This is a genomic window from Pseudomonas sp. HB05, assembly GCF_016756915.1.
GTDB lineage: Bacteria > Pseudomonadota > Gammaproteobacteria > Pseudomonadales > Pseudomonadaceae > Aquipseudomonas > Aquipseudomonas alvandae.
The window spans coordinates 139322-157852 of record NZ_JAESPG010000008.1 but is presented as its reverse complement, the minus strand read 5'-3'; the positions used below and the strand labels follow the sequence as shown (position 1 = coordinate 157852).

Annotated in this window: 15 protein-coding genes; 6 read left to right on the top strand and 9 right to left on the bottom strand. The window is 61.3% G+C overall.

What is annotated here, in order from left to right; all coding sequences use genetic code 11:
* Positions 1 to 8 precede the first annotated feature (8 nt).
* Genes cyoB through cyoD form a run of 3 tightly spaced genes read left to right on the top strand, consistent with a single transcriptional unit; the run spans position 9 to position 2929 of the window.
* Entirely contained in the window at positions 9 to 1982 is a 1974-nt protein-coding gene (cyoB, locus tag JMN22_RS10045; protein WP_198796682.1) for a cytochrome o ubiquinol oxidase subunit I, read from the top strand.
* A 2-nt stretch (positions 1983 to 1984) separates the two neighbouring features.
* Positions 1985 to 2599: a cytochrome o ubiquinol oxidase subunit III gene (cyoC, locus tag JMN22_RS10040; protein WP_030140431.1), complete on the top strand. Its 615-nt coding sequence runs from the start codon at positions 1985 to 1987 to the stop codon at positions 2597 to 2599.
* The gene (cyoD, locus tag JMN22_RS10035; RefSeq protein WP_030140430.1) at positions 2600 to 2929 is read left to right on the top strand and encodes a cytochrome o ubiquinol oxidase subunit IV; all 330 of its coding nucleotides are present in this window, start codon (positions 2600 to 2602) and stop codon (positions 2927 to 2929) included.
* A 204-nt stretch (positions 2930 to 3133) separates the two neighbouring features.
* On the opposite strand, the gene JMN22_RS10030 is transcribed toward cyoD, so the two are convergent.
* The 6 genes from JMN22_RS10030 to JMN22_RS10005 form a co-directional block, all read right to left on the bottom strand.
* Complete coding sequence (locus JMN22_RS10030) at positions 3134 to 4066, bottom strand: phosphatidate cytidylyltransferase (RefSeq protein ID WP_030140429.1); 933 nt, start codon at positions 4064 to 4066, stop codon at positions 3134 to 3136.
* A 1-nt stretch (position 4067) separates the two neighbouring features.
* Positions 4068 to 4688, bottom strand: coding sequence for a lysophospholipid acyltransferase family protein (locus JMN22_RS10025; protein ID WP_030140428.1), 621 nt, complete (start codon positions 4686 to 4688; stop codon positions 4068 to 4070).
* Positions 4689 to 4863: 175 nt separating this feature from the next.
* Positions 4864 to 5319, bottom strand: coding sequence for a hypothetical protein (locus tag JMN22_RS10020; RefSeq protein ID WP_198796683.1), 456 nt, complete (start codon positions 5317 to 5319; stop codon positions 4864 to 4866).
* Positions 5309 to 6652, bottom strand: coding sequence for a phosphatase PAP2/dual specificity phosphatase family protein (locus tag JMN22_RS10015; RefSeq protein WP_198796684.1), 1344 nt, complete (start codon positions 6650 to 6652; stop codon positions 5309 to 5311). The genes JMN22_RS10020 and JMN22_RS10015 overlap by 11 nt, the downstream gene beginning before the upstream one ends.
* A complete protein-coding gene (locus tag JMN22_RS10010) occupies positions 6652 to 8409 on the bottom strand; it encodes a bifunctional alpha/beta hydrolase/class I SAM-dependent methyltransferase (protein WP_198796685.1) in 1758 nt (585 codons plus the stop codon). The genes JMN22_RS10015 and JMN22_RS10010 overlap by 1 nt, the downstream gene beginning before the upstream one ends.
* Before the next feature lie 10 nt (positions 8410 to 8419).
* Positions 8420 to 9043: a CDP-alcohol phosphatidyltransferase family protein gene (locus JMN22_RS10005; RefSeq protein WP_198796686.1), complete on the bottom strand. Its 624-nt coding sequence runs from the start codon at positions 9041 to 9043 to the stop codon at positions 8420 to 8422.
* Positions 9044 to 9201: 158 nt separating this feature from the next.
* Here JMN22_RS10005 and JMN22_RS10000 point away from each other — a divergent pair, with 158 nt between their 5' ends.
* On the top strand, positions 9202 to 9660 hold the full coding sequence (locus JMN22_RS10000) for a GNAT family N-acetyltransferase (protein WP_198796687.1): 459 nt from the start codon (positions 9202 to 9204) through the stop codon (positions 9658 to 9660).
* Here JMN22_RS10000 and JMN22_RS09995 read toward each other — a convergent pair.
* From JMN22_RS09995 to JMN22_RS09985, 3 genes are all read right to left on the bottom strand, one after another.
* On the bottom strand, positions 9655 to 9912 hold the full coding sequence (locus JMN22_RS09995) for a hypothetical protein (protein WP_198796688.1): 258 nt from the start codon (positions 9910 to 9912) through the stop codon (positions 9655 to 9657). The two genes, JMN22_RS10000 and JMN22_RS09995, sit on opposite strands and share 6 nt — an antisense overlap.
* Positions 9913 to 10161: 249 nt before the next feature.
* Positions 10162 to 10539 carry a hypothetical protein gene (locus JMN22_RS09990; protein ID WP_198796689.1) on the bottom strand — a complete coding sequence of 126 codons (378 nt, stop codon included), beginning with the start codon at positions 10537 to 10539 and terminating at the stop codon, positions 10162 to 10164.
* Positions 10532 to 15322 (bottom strand): RHS repeat-associated core domain-containing protein, encoded by a 4791-nt coding sequence (locus JMN22_RS09985; protein WP_198796690.1) that lies wholly within the window; start codon positions 15320 to 15322, stop codon positions 10532 to 10534. Before JMN22_RS09985 ends, JMN22_RS09990 begins: the two co-directional genes overlap by 8 nt.
* A gap of 388 nt (positions 15323 to 15710) precedes the next feature.
* On the opposite strand from JMN22_RS09985, the gene JMN22_RS09980 reads away from it, so the two are divergent.
* Together JMN22_RS09980 and JMN22_RS09975 are read left to right on the top strand one after the other, a co-directional pair.
* Positions 15711 to 16964: a cystathionine gamma-synthase family protein gene (locus JMN22_RS09980; protein ID WP_030140413.1), complete on the top strand. Its 1254-nt coding sequence runs from the start codon at positions 15711 to 15713 to the stop codon at positions 16962 to 16964.
* 136 nt (positions 16965 to 17100) lie between these two features.
* Positions 17101 to 18531 carry an amino acid permease gene (locus JMN22_RS09975; RefSeq protein ID WP_198796691.1) on the top strand — a complete coding sequence of 477 codons (1431 nt, stop codon included), beginning with the start codon at positions 17101 to 17103 and terminating at the stop codon, positions 18529 to 18531.

The following is an 18531-nucleotide window of genomic DNA, read 5'->3' as shown; positions in this document are numbered from 1 at the left end:
AGAACAGCATGTTTGGAAAACTGACGCTTGAGGCGATCCCGACGGATGAGCCCATCATCATGTGGACCCTCGCCGTAGTGGCGCTGATCGCCTTGGCTGGCATCGCCGCCATCACCTACTACCGCAAGTGGGCCTACCTGTGGAACGAGTGGTTTACCTCGGTGGACCACAAGCGCATCGGCGTGATGTACATCGTCGTCGGCCTGGTAATGCTGCTGCGCGGCTTCTCCGACGCGATCATGATGCGCACGCAACAGGCGATGGCGTCCGACGGTTCGCCCGGCTACCTGCCGCCGGAGCACTACGACCAGATATTCACCGCCCACGGCGTGATCATGATTTTCTTCATGGCGATGCCGCTGGTGGTGGGCTTGATGAACATCGTCGTGCCCTTGCAGATCGGCGCCCGGGACGTGGCGTTCCCGTTCCTCAACGCGTTGAGTTTCTGGTTGTTCGTCGCCGGGGCGATGTTGGTGAACGTCTCCCTGGCGGTGGGTGAGTTCGCCCGCACCGGTTGGGTGGCTTATCCACCGTTATCGGGGCTTTCCTACAGTCCTGGGGTCGGGGTGGACTATTACATTTGGTCCTTGCAGATATCCGGGGTCGGGACGTTGCTCACCGGGGTGAATTTCTTCGTCACGATCCTGAAAATGCGTACACCGGGCATGACCCTTTTCCGCATGCCGGTGTTCACCTGGACGGTGCTGTGCACGGCGGTGCTGATCCTCGCGTCGTTCCCGATCCTCACCGCCACGTTGTTCATGCTCAGCCTCGACCGCTACCTGGACATGCACTTCTTCACCAACGAGCTGGGCGGCAACCCGATGATGTACGTCAACCTCATCTGGGCGTGGGGCCACCCGGAGGTGTACATCCTGATCCTGCCGGCGTTCGGCATCTTTTCCGAGGTGGCGTCGACCTTCAGCCGCAAGCGCCTGTTCGGCTATCACTCGCTGGTGTGGGCGACGATCGTCATCACCATCCTGTCGTTCATCGTCTGGGTGCACCACTTCTTCACCATGGGCTCGGGGGCGAACGTCAACGCATTCTTCGGCATCATGACCATGATCATCGCCGTGCCCACCGGGGTGAAAATCTTCACCTGGCTGTTCACCATGTACCGCGGGCGGGTGCGCTTTGAAACGCCGATGCTGTGGACGGTGGGCTTTATCGTCACGTTCAGCATCGGCGGCATGACCGGCGTGCTGCTGGCGGTGCCCGGGGCGGATTTCCTGCTGCACAACAGCCTGTTCCTGATCGCCCACTTCCACAACGTGATCATCGGCGGCGCCGTGTTCGGCTATATGTGCGGCCTGACCTACTGGTTCCCCAAGGCGTTCGGCTTCAAGCTCCACGACCGCTTGGGCCGGGCGGCGTTCTGGTGCTGGATCATCGGGTTCTATTTCGCCTTCATGCCGTCTTACTTCCTCGGCTTCATGGGCATGACCCGGCGCCTGAACCACTTCAACGTGCCCGAATGGGAGCCATGGCTGCTGGCGGAGTTGCTGGGCGTGGGCATCATCCTTTGCGGGGTCAGCTGCCAGATCCTGCAGTTCTACTTCAGCATCCGCCAACGCCACCAGAACCGCGACCTGACGGGGGATCCGTGGGACGGGCGCACGCTGGAGTGGTCAACCGCCTCGCCGCCGCCGTTCTACAACTTCGCCCAGCAACCGGTGGTGGAGGGTATCGATGCCTATTGGGGCATGAAGGAGCGCGGCCAGAAGAGCGCCGTCGAAGCCGATTTCCAAGCCATCCATATGCCGCGCAACACTGCCATGGGGCTGGTCATCAGCCTGTTCAGCCTGATCATGTGCTTTGCCCTGGTCTGGCATATCTGGTGGCTGGCCATCGTCGGGCTCGTCGCCGCCATTGGTGGCGTGATCTGGCGTAGCGCCGATGACGACATCGACTACTACGTGCCTGCCGAGGAGGTGGCGCGCATCGAAAACCAACGCATCAAGATGTTGGCGGAGGCTTGACCATGTCCAATCTCGTCCAGCCAAACGCCACCGCGCCGGAATCCGAACACGGGCATTCGGATGCAAGCTCCATGACCCTGTTCGGGTTCTGGATCTACCTGATGACCGACTGCATTTTGTTCGCAACGCTGTTCGCGACCTATGCGGTGCTCGGGCAAAGCGTGGCCGGCGGGCCTGGTGCCGCCGATATTTTCGAATTGCCCTACGTCCTCACGGAAACCTTCATCCTGCTGTTCAGCAGCATTACCTACGGCTTCGCCATGCTCGCGCTGAGCGCCGGGCAGAAGCAGAAGGTGCTGGCCTGGCTCGGCCTGACCTTCGTCCTCGGCCTGGCGTTTATCGGCATGGAAATCCATGAGTTCCAAAAGCTCATCGGCGAAGGCTACGGCCCCGACCGCAGCGCCTTTCTCACCGGGTTCTTCACGCTGGTGGGGACACACGGCCTGCACGTCACCGCCGGCCTGATCTGGATGGCGGTAGTGATGTTCCAGGTCCAACGCAACGGCCTGACCATGGTCAACGCCACGCGCATGGGCTGCCTGAGTCTGTTCTGGCACTTCCTCGACGTGGTGTGGATCTGCGTGTTTACCGTGGTCTATCTGTTTGGAGTGATGTAAATGAGCAACCTTCATGGCAGCGTCGACGCCAGTCACGGCAGCGTGAAATCCTACCTCACCGGGTTTGTGCTGTCGGTCATCCTCACCGTCATCCCGTTCGCCCTGGTGATGTATCCCACGCTGCCCAAGCCTGTGACAGCCGGCGTCGTGGCGATTTTTGCGGTGATCCAGGTTGTCGTGCATTTGATCTACTTCCTGCACCTCAACTTCTCACCGCATCAACGCTGGAACGTGACGGCGCTGGTGTTCTCCACCGTGGTGATTGCGCTGCTGGTGGGGCTGTCGCTATGGATCATGTACAGCGTGCATCACAATATGTTGGCGCATTGAACCGAGGGCAAGGTACCTGTTGGGTGGGTGCAAATGCCCCTGTGGCGAGGGGATTTATCCCCGCTGGAGCGCGAAGCGGTCCCAAGAGCAAGTAACTCGGTCAACCTGACGCACAGCATGCGCGGATTATGGGGCCGCTTCGCAGCCCAACGGGGATAAATCCCCTCGCCACAGGGGTAAGCGGTGTCTCAGGACAGGGTTATCTCAAGTCCACCAATACCGAACCAGATGGAAGAAGATCGGCGCGGCGAAGCACACCGAGTCCAGGCGGTCGAGCATGCCGCCGTGGCCCTCGATCATGTGGCCCCAATCCTTGACCCCACGGTCGCGCTTGATCGCCGACATGACGATGCCGCCAGCAAACCCGAGCAGGTTGATCAACAGCGCGATGAGGAACGACTGCCACGGATTGAACGGCGTGATCCACCACAGCGCACCGCCGATCAGCGAGGCCAGGAAAATACCACCGGCAAAACCTTCCACGGTTTTCGAGGGCGACAGGTTGGGCGCGATCTTGCGTTTGCCGAACAACTTGCCGCAGACGTACTGCAACACATCCGAGAGCTGCACCACGATCACCAGGTAGGCGATCAGCAACAAGTTGCGTCCTTCAAAACCGGCGATGTCCAGGGTCAGCAGCGCCGGCACAAAGGAAATGCAGAACACCGCGATCATCAAGCCCCATTGCACTTTCGAAGCGCGTTCCAGGAAGTGCGTGCTGTCGCCGCCCAGAGACGCGAGGATCGGCAGCAGCAGGAACACGTACACCGGAATGAAGATCGAGAACAGCCCGTACCAGTCGTAGTAGATCAATAGGTATTGCAGCGGCAGCGCCAGGTAGAACGCCGCCACCAGGGCCGGGTAGTCACTGCGCCGGGTTGGGGTGAGGGTGAGGAATTCCCGCAGCGCGTAGAACGACACCGCGTAGAACAACAGGATCACTGCCGCGTTGCCGAGCCAGAACGCGATGCCGATCACCAGCACCATGATCCACCAGGCGTTGATCCGCGCGTTGAGGTTCTCGATGACCGAGTTCGGCGCGCCTTTGGTCCGTAGCTTGAGGATGAAACCGACCAACGAGGCCAGCACCAGAATCGCGCCGATCCCGCCAAACAACATCAGGGTATATCGATCCATGTCAAACGTGCTCCGGGGCCAGTGCCAGCAGCGCGGCGCGGCTGCGTTCTAGAAATTGCTCTTTGCTTTCGCCTTCTTCGATGCACAGCGGTGCGCCGAAACTGGTCGTGCACAGCAGCGGCAACGGCAGCACGCGGCCCTTGGGCATGACGCGGTTGAGGTTGGCGATCCACACCGGGATCACTTCCACCTCGGGATGGCTTTTCATCAAGTGGTAGATCCCGCTCTTGAACGGCAGCAGGCCTTCGTCCGGATTGCGGGTGCCCTCGGGGAAGATGATCAGCGAGTCACCGTTTTCCAGCGCGTCGAGCATTGGCTGCAAGGGGCTGTAGGAAGGATCCTTGCGCTCGCGGTCCACCAATACGCCGTTGAACACCCGGTTGATGATGTAGCGGCGCATCGGGCTGGTTTGCCAGTAATCAGCCCCGGCGACCGGGCGGGTGAGCTTGCGCAGCGCCGGCGGCAGCGAGGCCCAGAGCAACACGAAATCACCGTGGCTGCTGTGGTTGGCGAAATAGATCCGCTGCACGGGCTTGGGCGCGCAGCCGAGCCACAGGCTGCGAGCGCCGGTGACCATCCGCGCGGCGGAGGTGATGAGGTTGGCGACCACGGGTTCGAACATGAGGATTCCTTGTCCTGAGAAACATAAGTATCACTGTGGCGAGGGAGCTTGCTCCCGCTGGGCTGTGCAGCAGCCCCCAAGAGGCTGAATGCAACCAATCTGACACACCGCAGTGCTTGGTTTTGGGGCTGCTTCGCAACCCAGCGGGAGCAAGCTCCCTCGCCACAAAAACTTCCTAGATACCTGACGCTAGCCAGGGACTGGCCAGGATGAAGCCCAGCACCAGGACAACTTGTATCGCCAGCAACCGCGACTGCCGCCGCAGCAGCAATAACGCGCCGTGCCGCCTTTCGGTCCACAGGCGCCCGGCGCGTTCGGCGGGTTGCAGGCCCAACGCGGTCAGGGCTTGATCCAGTTCATAGGTGCGTTCGGCCAGGGAGTGGGTGCTGTCCGCCATGCGCTGGAACAGATCGGCGTCGAACGCCACGCGCAACGCCCAGTATTTTTCCAGCACCCCGATAACCACAAGCGCAGCACTCAACAGCAGCAACCACGGATCGATCACGCCCACCAGCCATTGCCCCAACCCCAGCAGCGCCGCCAGCAACGTCAGCCCCGTGGACAGTTGATCCAACGAATGACCGCGGCGCAACAGGCTCGCCACGGTGTGGAGCTCCATATCACTGATCATGAGCATTCCCCTGCGTTGTGGATAACTGTTCCAGTGCCCGACGGTGCTCGGCGTGCAAGACGATGCGCGGTCGAGCGCGCTGGATCTGCACGATTGCGGCATCGACACTCGCCGCCCGGCCGCTGTGAAGCAACCACGCCGCCACGGCCGTGGCGCTGCGCGAATAACCCAAGGCACAGCAGACCAGCACCGGCCCGTGCTGGCGCAGTTGCTCGATTTTCTGTGCGGCCTCCAGGCATTGCTCGGCGGTCGGTGCGGTCAGGTCGAGTACTGGCACGGAGCGGTAGGCGATGGCCGTGCTGTCCATGGACAACTCGGCGCACAGGTCGAGCACCCCGCTGAACGGACTGCCCTTCAGCGCAACCGACGTAGGAATCCGCCCGAGCCAGACGTCATCCATTATCTGATCCGGTTGCGGGTGTTTGCGCGTCCACAGGCGGGAATTGATCCATGCAGCCGCCAGATAAGGAGCCAGAATCCAGCGCACCGCCGGGCTCAGCCGACCGTCTTCGCGCTTCTGGAACCCACTCGCGCCGAACAGCAGATAATTCAGCGCCACCATCAGCACCGCCACTGCTGGCCAGATCAGCCAGAGCCATGTGCCACCGAAGGCAAACGCCGGGATGAACATCGCCGCCGCGCCCACGCCATAACGCAAGGCCAAGCGGCGACGGGCAGGATCTGTCGTCAGGCGCGCACTCAGCAGCGGACTCGGTCGGTCCAGCGGCCACAACCAGACACACAACCACCCGGCCAGCGCGCCAGTCGGCACGTCGACAAAATGATGTTGATACGTGGTCAGCACCGACACGCCAATCAACGCGAACCAGCCGTGCATCAACCAACGCCAGACGCCTTGCAGGTGGCGCTCATAACAAACCCAGAGCACCACCAGCAGCGCGATGTGCAGCGACGGTGCCTGGTTGAACGGCTTGTCGAAGCCCGCCAGCACCTCGAATAACCAGCCAAACACACCGTCCATTTCCGGCCGGGGGAAGGTGAACGTCAGCGGCCAGAGCAGGAAGCAACTGACCGCGATCACCTGGGCCGTGAGCAGGCGCAAGGCGTGGCGCTTGAGTTCGTCGCGGCTGTTGGGCAGCAACAGGGACAAGCCGTACAGCAGGTCGATCGACCAGTACGGCACGATGGTCCAGGCCATGAACGGCATGTGGCTTTCCCAGCCGAACACCAGGCTGCCGACGTCGTCACGCTGGGCCGTGACCCAGGTGGCGAAGCCGTACGTGGTGAAAAACAGCGGCGCCAGCAACAGCAGCCACAGCACCGCCGGTTTCAACAGCGCGGGTTCGCGGGCTGGAGCGATGACGGCGCTCATTACTGGACCCGCTGCGCCAGCGAAACGCTGAAAATGCCCCACTCATCGACCCGCAGGGTGATCTTGCGAAAGCCTGCTGCCTCGACCAATTGGTCCATTTCCGCCTGGGTGCGCCGACGCATTACCCACGCCTGGCCGGCGCGGTGGCTGGTCAGGGCGCGGGCGATCAGTTCCAGTTGCGGGTGCCATGGCTGGCCGGTATAGACCAGGAAACCGCCGGGCTCCACCGCTTCGGCCAGGCCGGCGAGGGAGCCGCCGACCATCTGGTTATCGGCGAACAATTCATACAGGCCGGAGACCACGGCGAGGGTCGGCTTGGGCTCTAGCGCCGCCAGGTCCTGGCGATCGAAGGCATCGCCCTTGACGAAGCGGGCGATGTCCCCGAGGCCTTTTTCCACGATCAGCGCACTGCCGTCGCGCACGTTGATGTCGCTGTAGTCGCGCAGAAGGATCGACTCCGGCAACGGACTCACGCCTTGCAGCGCTTCGAGAATGTACCGGCCATGGCCGGCGGCGATGTCGACGATGCGCACCTCGCGGTCCTGGGCGCGCAACTCGGCCATCGCCAGTCGCAGCAGTTCTTCAACGTGCACCTTGCGCTGGCGAATGCCGCGCCAGCCGATGGAGTTCAGATAGTTCTGGTCGATCATCTTGCCCAGCGCCGAGGTGCCGGTGGGGCGATTGCGATAGACGTAGTCCAGCGTGCTGCCGGAGTCGAACCCGGTGTCGAAGCCCAGCTTCACACCCGCAGACAACTTGCTGCCAAAGCGCATGCTGGCGCGGGTCATGCGCCAGTAAAGGTCACGCAGCGAGTTGTGCGGGAGCGGCGTCGCCAGGGTTTCGGCTTCGGCGCAGGTCACGCCGATGCGATCGGCGTCCAGCAGGGAAGGGCGCTCCAGCGGACGGGCAAAGTTTTGCAGGATGAAACGGCGGGCGCTGGCGATGGCGGGCGCACGGTTTTTCTCACCAAGGGTGTCGTGGAAGAAGCCCGGCAGGATGTGTTTTTCCTTGTGCAGGCTGCCCAGCCGCTCGAAGAATTGCTCCTGGGGTTTGCGATGCACCACGAAGTCGGAACCGGAAATCAACAGCTGCGTCGGCACCTGGATCGCCTGGGCATCGGCTACAACCCGGTCGGCGGCTTCGTACAGGCCCAGTAGCACATTCACCGAGATGGCCTTGGTGATCAGCGGATCGCTGTCGTAGGACGCGACTCGTTCCGGGTCGTGGCTGAGGAACTTGGCCTTGACGTAACTGTTGACGAAGAAGTTGCCACGGAACTTGCGCATCAGCGCCAGGCCCGGACGGGCGAACGGCACGTAGAGCTTGACCTTGAAGGCCGGCGACGCCAGCACCAGCGAGCGAATGCGCGGCGCGTAGTCATGGACCCAGGTGGACGCGATCACCGCGCCGACGCTTTGCGCGACCACGGCGATGTTCTGCTCGTCAATCTGGTGTGTCGCGCCGATGTGATCGCAGAAGGTCTGCACGTCACGGGCGCTGGTGGCAAAGCTCGGGCTGTCGCCGCGTTCGCCAGGCGACTGGCCATGGCCGCGTGCGTCCCAGGCGAAAAATTCGAACCCGGGCAAGTCCAGCTCATCCACCAGGTGGGCGATGCGCCCCGAGTGCTCATGGCCGCGGTGAAACAACAACACAGCCTGGCGGGGTTCACCCGCCGTGGCCTCGACAGCCGGCCAGTGCCGGTAGAACAACTCCACGCCATCGTGGGTGGTGAACGTCAGTTCCTGGGCTTCGCGCATTGCAACTTCCTTATGCTGAGGGAGCGTTTTCCGTCACTTGGCTCAGGCCATGACGGACCCGATTGACCAAGGTATAAACCAGCAGGGCGGCAACCACCGCCATCACACCATCAACCCACAGCGCCCCGAGCCAACCCAGGGCAATACCGGTCGCCAGCACGCCAAACACAAAGGCGCGGTCACTCTTGCCCATCGGCCCGTCATAGCGCCGCGAAGCCCCGACCATCGCCCCGAGCACGCCGGCGTATTCGCTGAACAACGCCAACAGCGTGACCAACAACACGAGCAACAGGCTGGTATCGGGAAACAGGGCAAAAGGCAGGATCAAGGCAGCGTCGGCGATGATATCGCATAGCTCATTGAGGTAGGCGCCCAGATTCGATTGCTGGCCAAACTCCCGCGCCAACATGCCATCCACCGCATTCAACGCCATGCGCAGGAACATCCACACCGGCACCAGGACGAAAACCCACGGATGACTGGCGAACCACGCAATCACCGCCCCCACCAGCACGGAAACGACGCCCGCGAGCAAGGTCACCTGGTTGGCGGTGACGCCATTGTTGTAAAGGCGTTGTACGGTGGGGCGAAGCAGATTCTGGAAAGCGGGCTTGAGTTGATAGATGGAAGGCATTTGGACTGTGATCTCGGCCGGATTCGGGGCAGGGCTTGTGCAGATGCGAGATTACGATAGGTTGGGGCGTTGCTGGTGGGTATTTGCTGGGAATGCGCGCGGGTAGGCATCTGCGTCGGTATTCGCGCTGGAAAAACGACTGCATAAGGACTGTTCACATGCTGCGAGTGGATTGGCTCGTCAACCACATGGATAAATGCAACCTGATGGCCGAATGGCTGTATCGGGAATTCACCTACGAATTCGCCCACCAATCACTCGGCCACTGGCAGCATGAATTCTCGACCGGGCAGCGCGATGGCCGCTGGAAATGCCTGGTCGCCCTGGAGCACGACCAATTGCTGGGCGGCGCCTCGCTGGCAAACGACGACCTGCCCGAACGCCCCGACCTCGGCCCCTGGCTCGCCTGCGTATTCGTCCACCCGGACGCCCGCCGTCGAGGCCTCGCCGCGCGATTGATCGAAGGCATCTGCAACCATGCCAAACAGGCTGGCTTCGCGACGTTGTACCTGCACACCCACAGTGAACGGGACTACTACGCCAAGCTTGGTTGGGAAGTGCTGGAGCGCTTCGAGGCGTGGGGCAAGGAACAGTGGCTGATGTCGCGGCGTTTATAACGTCGGCAGGAGCCCTATCCCCCAGCCCGCAACGGCCCACCGACCGGGACGTACTCGACCGGCGCTTCCCCCGGGCAGGTTCTTTATGGGGTCTTCGGCGTAACCGTATCCTTCCTCCTTCAGATTGATCGAATGCACGCTGTGCTCACGGGCAGTGCTGTCGGTGAGCTTGGTAAACAGACGGTGATCGGCGGGCAGGGTGAAGCGATCGCTGGGGTGGAGTTGGGCGAAGGTGAGGGTTGGGTGATTCATGGCGGCGGGCTCCGTCTCGGGTTGGTCTCTCTGAAGTTGAGGGGGAGCGCTGGGATGGGGTTCCGTTTTTTTTGGTTATCGACTCAGTGGCCGGCTCGAAGTACGGCTCTGGTCTTTAGGTGATCCCTTGTGGGAGCGAGCTTGCTCGCGAAGGCGGTGTCAGACGAGAGCGATTTTAACTGACCTGACGCCATCGCCTATATTTTTACGAGTCCGCCTCCTTACAGCGTGGCGACACGTTTTTGTATGCTACAAAAAATTGACATTAATCCTATCCACCTCGATTTTTACGAATCGCCCCGCCAGCTCAGGGAAATCAAAATGTATATCCTCATCGGGAAACACGGTGAAGGTTTTGAAAATGTCTCCTTCCAATACGCCGTACAGGTAGTAGCCGAAACCATCTCCGTTTTTCTCAAGCGGAGTGTTGGTCTTGGAAGATAATTCAATTTGAATGGGGTCTGAGTAGTCAATCGTGATTTCTGCCTGGTGCGTTTCGCCTACAGCTACGTTGCTTGCGCAATGGTTTACAAAACACTCCACGGTATACCCGTGAACTAATAGAGTCATGCAGTCTTCCACCACGTCGTCGATAGCGACAATTTTAACTTCTGTTGGGTTATTCATAGGGCCTTATTGTCTTGTCCTTCGCATCACCGTTAATTGTCTTCCAGAAGTCCTTGTCTGTCTTTACATGTGCTGTCGTGATTTCTTGTCTGTTGTTGGTTCCAACAAATGCGAACTTGGACTTGCCTTTGTTGTTGTTTGCTAGAAACATAACAAATCCCGTGCGTGTCTCGTTTTTATAGGGGTATTGGACTTTTATACCGTTATCTATGATTTTACGCGCGATAGAAAGATAATCTTCAGCATTTTTAGCACCAAACTCACCGCCATGTTTTTCGAAATGCCCGTCCAGCTTTTCTTTCGATCCGAAGTCTTTGGGATTAGCGACTGCTCCGGGAAGAGCGGGCTCCCCCTCATCAACCCCAACCTTCGCCGCGGGGGCCTGCTCCCCAACCGCCGGCTTGCACCCGCCACTCCCAGGGCAGTCGTCCAACCCCAACGGATCCACCCACCCCGTCGGGTTCAGGGTGTACCGGTACCCATTGAGCCCGCCCTTGAGCTTGCTCGGGTCCAGCGTCAGATATCGCCCCGTCTCCGGATTGTAGTACCGGTGCCGGTTGTAATGCAGGCCGCTTTCCCGGTCGTGGTATTGGCCCTGGAAGCGCAGCGGTTGTTCCAGGCGCTTGCCGTTGCCGTGCCGCAGTTCGGTGAGTTTGCCGTAGCCGTTGTAGCGCGCGGCCCAGACGATTTCGCCTTGGTGACTGGTCAGTTCCTGCGGTGTGCCGAGGTGGTCGTTGTGGTAGTGGAACGGCGTGGCGTTGTCCGGGCCTTCGCCTTCGAGCAAGGCCAATGGGCGGAAGGTGCCGGGTTCGTAGACGTAGCTTTGATAGTGGCGGTCGCTGCTTTCGGCGATGACTTGATCGCCTTGCCAGATGAATTCCGTGGTCTGGCCGGCCACGGTCTTTTCGATGCGTCGGTCGAAGGCGTCGTAGCGGTAGGACGTTTCGTTGCCGTCCGGGCTGGTGACGCCGATGAGGCGGTGTTGGCTGTCGTAGCGGTAGTGCGTGACGAGGCATTGGGTTTTGCCGCGGCGTTCGCGGATGAGGTTGCCGTAGGCGTCGTAGTCGTAGTGGCGGTCGCCCTCCATGAGCAGGCGGTTGGCCTTGAGGGTGGTCGGGCCGGGGCGGTCTTGCAGCAACAGGTTGCCGGCTGGGTCGTGGGCGAAGCGTTCGGGGCCTTGGCTGTGGGCATGGTCGATGCGGACCAGCCGATCTTGCGCGTCGTACTGGTAGCTGCGGCGGTTTCGATTGTCAGAAAGGGCGGCGAGGTTGCCGTTGGCGCTGTAGGAGTAATCGCGCCAGAACAATTGGTGCTGCTGGGTCTGCCACACGGTTTGGGCTTTGAGGCGACCTTGTTCGTCGTAGCGGTAGTCGCTGAGCAGCAGGCCTTGCTGGCGTTGGGTTTCGCGGCCGCCCTTAAAGCGGTGTTCGGTCAGGCAGGTGCCGTTGAGGTCGATGGCGATCAGCGCGCCACCGCGGGCGTGGCGGTAGTCGAGGGTGCTGCGGTCGGGCAGTCGGCAGTGGATCAGGCGACCAACGCTGTCGTAGCGATAGCGCAGGGTGGCCCAGCCCTGGTGTTCGGCGACTAAACGGTCTTGGGCGTCGTACTCGTAGGCCAGCGGCCAATGGCCGTCGTCGACGCTGACCAAACGGCCAAGGGCGTCGTAGCAGTAATCGACCGCCTCGCCATCTGGCAAGGTTTTTCGCACCAGGCGGCCGGCGCTGTCGCGTTGGTAGGCGGTGATGCGCTGGCTGCCATCGGCCCCGAACTCGGTTTTTTCCAGTAGGTGACCGTTGAGGTCGTAGGCATAGCCGGTGCGCTGGCCGTCGAAGCCGGTTTCCTGTCGGATCAGTCCGTTGGGCGTGTAGTCCAGCCGATAGTGTTCGCCGGATTCGTTCTCGATGTCGGTCAGCAACAGCCGCGCCGAGTCGTAGCGATATTTGAGTTCGCTGCCGTCGGGGTTGAGGCGGCGGCTGATCAGGTGCAGGTCGTCGGCGTATTCGTAGCGGGTGGTGCGCCCGAGTTCGTCCTGCTCGGCGATGACCTTGCCGTAGGCGTTGTAGCGCCAGGCGCGTGTCGCGCCGCCGGGCAAGGTGGTTTGCAGCAAGCGGCCCACGGCGTCCCATTGGTAATGGGTGATAGCGCCGTGTTCGTCCTGGCGGCTGAGCAAACGCCCCAAAGCGTCGTAGGAAAAACACCGCTGGCTGCCATCAGGCAGGGTTTCTTCCGTCAACTGGCCCAGGTGATTGCGCACGAAGTAATGGGCACTGGCGTCCGGGTAGCTGATGGTTTTCAGTTGCCCTTGGCCGTCGTAGTGGTACCAGGTGCTTTGGCCGTCCGGGTCGATGGCCTCGATGACGTCGCCCTGGTCATTGCGGCGGTAGGTCCACACGGCTTTGCCGCGTTGCCGAGCATGCAGGAAACCGTTGCGGTACTCGTAGGACGTGGGCTCGTCTTCAGGCGGAATCAGCGCCACCAGCCGTCCGACTTCGTCGTAGCGGTATTCGGTGACGGCGCCGAGCGGGTCTTGCTCGGCGATCAGCCGGCCCTGTTCGTCATAGGCCTTGAGGTGTTCGCCGCCGGCGGGATCGACCTGGCGCACCAGTCGCGCGCGGTCGTCGTGGACGTAGACTTCCTGGCTGCCATCAAGGTTGTGAACGGTGACGCTGCCGTCCTCGCCCCAGGTGTAGCGGCTGTCCATCTGCGCGAACGATGCCCAATGCCGCACGCAGCGCGCCGCCGGACCGGAGCCTTGCCACTCCCAGTAAAAACTCGCGCCGCCGGCCAGTTGCCGCTGGAGGATGACGTGCTGGTCGTCGTAGTCGTAGCGTTCGCTTTCGCCGGCGGCGTTGGTCGCTTCGATGAGTCGGAAACGGCCGTCGTAGCGGTAGGAAACCAGCGTTTGTTCAGTGCGCCAGCTTTCGTCGCGGGTCGGTGCTGGGTGATAAGTCTGATAGTCGATGGCGACCAGGTGGCGGTGTTCGTAGCGCAAGCGCAGGCAGCGTCCAGCGCCGTTGTCCAGGCGGCTGATGTCGCCGTAGATGTTGCGCTGGACGGTCAGGCGGTTGTCGTACCGATCGCTCAGGGCGATCAGACAACCGTCGCGAAAATGTAGGAAAGGGGCGTCTTCGCCGGGCTGGGCGATGATCAGTTCGTCCGGCTCATTGCTCAGGTAGATCGCCGCGCGGGCCAGGCTGTTGTGGATGGCCGGGCGTTGCAGGCTCGGGCGGGGGAAGGTGGTGCGGCGGTTTTCCTGGTCGAGCCAGATGACCTGCTCGCCTTCGATCACCAGGCGATGGGCCAGGGCATGGCTCCAACCACGGCCGAGGCCGATGTCCAGTTCGGCGGCGCTGGTGCGATAGAGCCGGGTGAAGGTAAACGGCAGGCGTCCGTCGAGGGTGCCGTCTTCCAGGGTCAGCAGTTCTTCGCCGGTGACCATCGACACCGGGCAGCCGTGGGTGCGGGTCTGGGCGGCGCTGTCGGCGGGGTCGCCGTTGGGGTTTGTCGATTGAGTGGAGGCGTCGTCGTGGTGTTCTTGTTTGCTCAGCCGAGTAGAGGGCTGGGATTTTTCCCGCACGACCGGGGCTGGATTGCTGACCGACAGTGGTGGGGAATCCCCTGCGGTGATGTGCAACGGTGTGACGGGAGCGGGGCCTACGGATGGGCCTCGGCCGGCAATCACGACCGGCTTGAGCACATCGGCATGGGCGTTAAGGCTGTCACCACCGAGTTGGCCTAGGCGCTGGCTCGACGCCTGCAGCCATGTCCGAACACGCTCCGAACGGACATGACGTAGTACCTTGCCGCTCATTCGCAGGCCGACGCCCAGGCCAGCGGTTAAACGCGCCAAGATGAGGTTGATCAGAATCGAGGCGCGCATTTCACCCAGCGCTTCGGCCAAGTACCGGGGCGGCAACATCCGCATCCAGCTGATGAACGCCGCGGTGTAAACGAAGAGCAAGGGCTCATCGCTCACGATCATCAGCGCTTTGGCGATCGCTTCGGATGAAGCTTTCAGCAGTTGCTCAAGTTCGGCCTCGGTGAAGTATTCCAGCAACTTTTCACTGTTGGCCTGCAAGTCCGCCAGCAGGTCGAAGATCTGTTTGACGTCGTCCCACAGCTTATACAAAGCGTTTTCAAAGCCACGTAGCTGAGCGTCCTGCAACGTGTTGTAGCGATCCAGGAAACCTTTTTCCGAATGCTCCTTCCATAGCGGCTGAAACTCTTTCCACTCGGCTTTCAGCCAACCTTCGAGCTCGGCGATTGCTGTTTGATAAGAGGCATACAGCGCCTTGACGTGATCGGTCGTGACATTCGGAAAAAAACTGATGCGGTAACGCTGGCCGCGGTCGCATTCGGGGATTTCCAGAATGCCGCTGGGGCCGATGACGTATGGGATTGGATCGCCAAACGTTTCTTTCCCCAGTTCGTCCCGAATGATGGGTTCGAGCTCCACCGGTGTGTCGCCAATCGGCACGAAACGCGAGGCTTGGAACATATGCACCAGCGTCAGCGGGCCTTGTGCCGGACAGCTCGCCACCACGGCGCTGGCTTGCTTGCTGCCGTCCTTCGCGGGCGCGAGCGACACTTCGTTGCCCACCTTGAACACCTGCTCGATTTCCAGCGTCTGGCCGTTCCAGAACTTTTCCGCCCAGGTGTCGTAGTCGCCCAGGCAATTGCGAAAATCCTGTAGCACTGCCTCGGCATCGGGCGAGTTCATGACGGCCAGGACCAGCGAACCAATGGCGCCGCTTAGAGACGGGGTCTTGTCAGGGAAACGCATTCAGACATCTCGCAACGCAGGAAGGCGCGAGACTTTGCCGGGGATGGCCGGAGAAATAAGTCAGGGAAGGAGGCAGTGTTTGTAGGGCAAATCTTTAATTGGTCCCGAATAGGCAAGAACCCCACCAACTCCCTTGTGGGAGCGAGCTTGCTCGCGAAAGCGGCGGGTCAGCCAACATCTCTGCAGCAGACACATCCCAATCGCGAGCAAGCTCGCTCCCACAGATTTTTGTATTACCCACTTACTTGCTGGGCCTCATCCAGCCATTAAAAAAACCACCCCTTTGGCACCGATAACATCGTTTCTCGGAGGCGCGGCTTTTCCCTATATTGGCCCTCAGATTCCGGCGGATGGCTCAACGTCCACCCCCTCAGTGCGAGTAGTCACAATGAACAAAAAACCTGACAGCGCAGGGCTTATCAACGCAGGAGCGGGCACCCGGGCGGTGTGGGGCGGGGAGCAAGTCAGGCATCCTTACAACGCCACCCAGACCCCCATCGTCGTCAGCGCCGCGTACGGTTATGACGACATCGACGTCTGGTACGACGTTGCGTTGGGCAAGGCGCCGGGCTTTATCTACAGCCGCATGAGCAACCCGACCGTCGAGACCGTCGAAGCGAAGATCCGCGAACTGGAAATGGCCGAATCCGCCGTGGCCTTCAGCAGCGGCATGGCGGCGATCAGCAGCGTGCTCTACACCTTCCTCGCCAATGGCGATCGCGTGGTGTCGACCAAGGACAGCTACGGCGGCACCAACAAAATCTTCGAAGAATTCCTGCCGCGCACCGGCGTCGCGGTGACCTTGTGCGAGACCTTCGACCACGAGGAAATCGAGCGGGAAATCGCCAAGGGCTGCCAGGTCCTGTACCTGGAAACGCCAACCAACCCGACCCTGAAAATCCTCGACATCCCGCGCCTGGTTGCGGCGGCGAAACGCGTCGGCGCCCTGGTGGTGGCGGACAACACCTTCGCCACGCCGTTGAACCAGAACCCGCTGGCACTGGGTGTCGACGTGGTGATCCACAGCGCGACCAAATTCCTCAGCGGCCACGGCGATGTACTCGGCGGCCTGGTGTGCGGCAACGAAACCTTGATGGCGAAGGTGCGTCATTACCGTGAAATCAACGGCGCCACGCTCGACCCGTTCTCGGCCTACATGATCATCCGTGGCATGAAAACCCTGGCCCTGCGCATGCGCCAGCAACAATCCAGCGCCCGTGCCCTGGCGGAGTTCCTCTGCACGGAACCGCTGGTGGAATCAGTCAACTATCCCGGCTTGCCGAGCCATCCGAACCACGCCGTGGCCTGCGCGCAAATGTCCGGGTTCGGCGCCATCGTCAGCTTTGTGCTCAAGGGCGGCATGGACACGGTCAAGGTGCTGTTGCCGCGTCTGCGATTTGCTCATTGCGCGGGCAATCTCGGCGCAGTCGAAACCATCTACGGCCCGGCCCGCACCACCAGTCACGTCGAGAACACCTTGGAAGAACGCCTGGCCCTGGGGATTTCCGAAGGGTTGGTGCGCGTGTCGGTCGGCATCGAAGATACCGACGACTTGTTGGACGACCTGAAACAGGCCTTCGCCTTCGCCAGGAAAACCCTCAACCCGCAACTCAATGAAGTGCTCACCGAGACCGCAAGCTGAAGTCAGCAAGTTGATAACCCCACGACAAGGCTGTCAGCGGGGCGTTCATGAATAGGAATAATAATAAAAGCTCAGCGGCGCTTGTCTGACTCGCGTAGACGTCGATGCGCGCCCTGACATTTCATGAGAAACAACCATGTCCCTAACAGAACAACAAAGCAGTACGCGGGCCGGCTTCAAGCAGGAAATGCAGACGCGCCATATCGTCATGCTCGCCTTGGGTGGCGTCATCGGCACCGGGCTGTTCCTGACTTCCGGCTACACCGTCAACCAGGCAGGCCCGATGGGCGCGGTCATCGCGTACGTCATCGGCGCGCTCATGGTTTATATGGTGATGATGTGCCTCGGTGAGCTGGCGGTGCAGATGCCGGAAACCGGCTCCTTCAGCACCTACGCCACGCGTTTCCTCGGCCCTGGCACCGGCTACACCGTGGCCTGGCTGTACTGGCTGACGTGGACGGTGGCGATCGGTTCCGAGTTCACCGCCGCCGGCATCCTCATGACCCGATGGTTTCCCGACACCCCGGTGTGGATCTGGAGTGCGCTGTTCGCCGGCGTGGTGTTCCTCACCAACGTGGTCTCGGTGCGTTTGTTCGCCGAGACCGAGTTCTGGCTGTCGTTGATCAAAGTGCTGACCGTGGTGGTGTTCCTGCTGATCGGCGGTGGTGCGATTCTCGGTTTGCTGAACATCGACCAGGCCCACAGCATCGGGTTAAGCAACTTCACTCGCGAAGGACTTTTTCCTACGGGCTTCATGCCGATTGCGATGACGCTGCTGGCAGTTTCCTTCGCCTTCTCCGGCACTGAACTGATCGGCATCGCTGCCGGGGAAACCAAGGATCCGCAACGCAACGTACCCCGCGCCATCCGCACCACGGTGCTGCGCCTGGCGGTGTTTTTTGTCGGGACCATTTTTGTCCTCGCGACGCTGCTGCCCCGCGAACAGGCTGGCCTGGTGGAAAGTCCGTTCGTCACCGTGTTCACCTACATCGGCATTCCGTACTCCGCCGACATCATGAACTTCGTGATCATCACCGCCCTGTTGTCGGCGGCCAACTCCGGGCTGTATGCCGCCTCGCGCATGCTCTGGACCCTCAGCGACCAAGGCCACCTGCCCAAGCAGTTCTCGGCCCTGACCCGCATGGGAACGCCGCTCAACGCGATCATCGTCAGCATGGCCGGCGGCGCCGCATCGTTGCTCAGCAGCGTGTTTGCCGCCGACACCATCTACCTGGCGTTGGTGTCGATTTCCGGCCTGGCCGTGGTGGTGGTGTGGATGAGCATCGCCGCGAGCCAGATCGGTTTCCGTCGCCACTACGTCGCGAACGGCGGCGACATTCGCGACCTCAAGTTCCGGGTTCGTGGTTATCCGTGGGTGCCGTTGGGGGCGCTGGTCTGCTGCAGCCTGGCGTGCATCGGCATCGCCTTCGACCCTGAACAGCGAGTGGCGCTGTACTTCGGCTTGCCATTCATCGCCTGGTGTTACTTCGTGTATTACATTACCCGCAAAAGCCGCGAGCGACGCTTGTCGGTCGCCCTCGTGGCACAACCGTCCGACGCGTTCTAA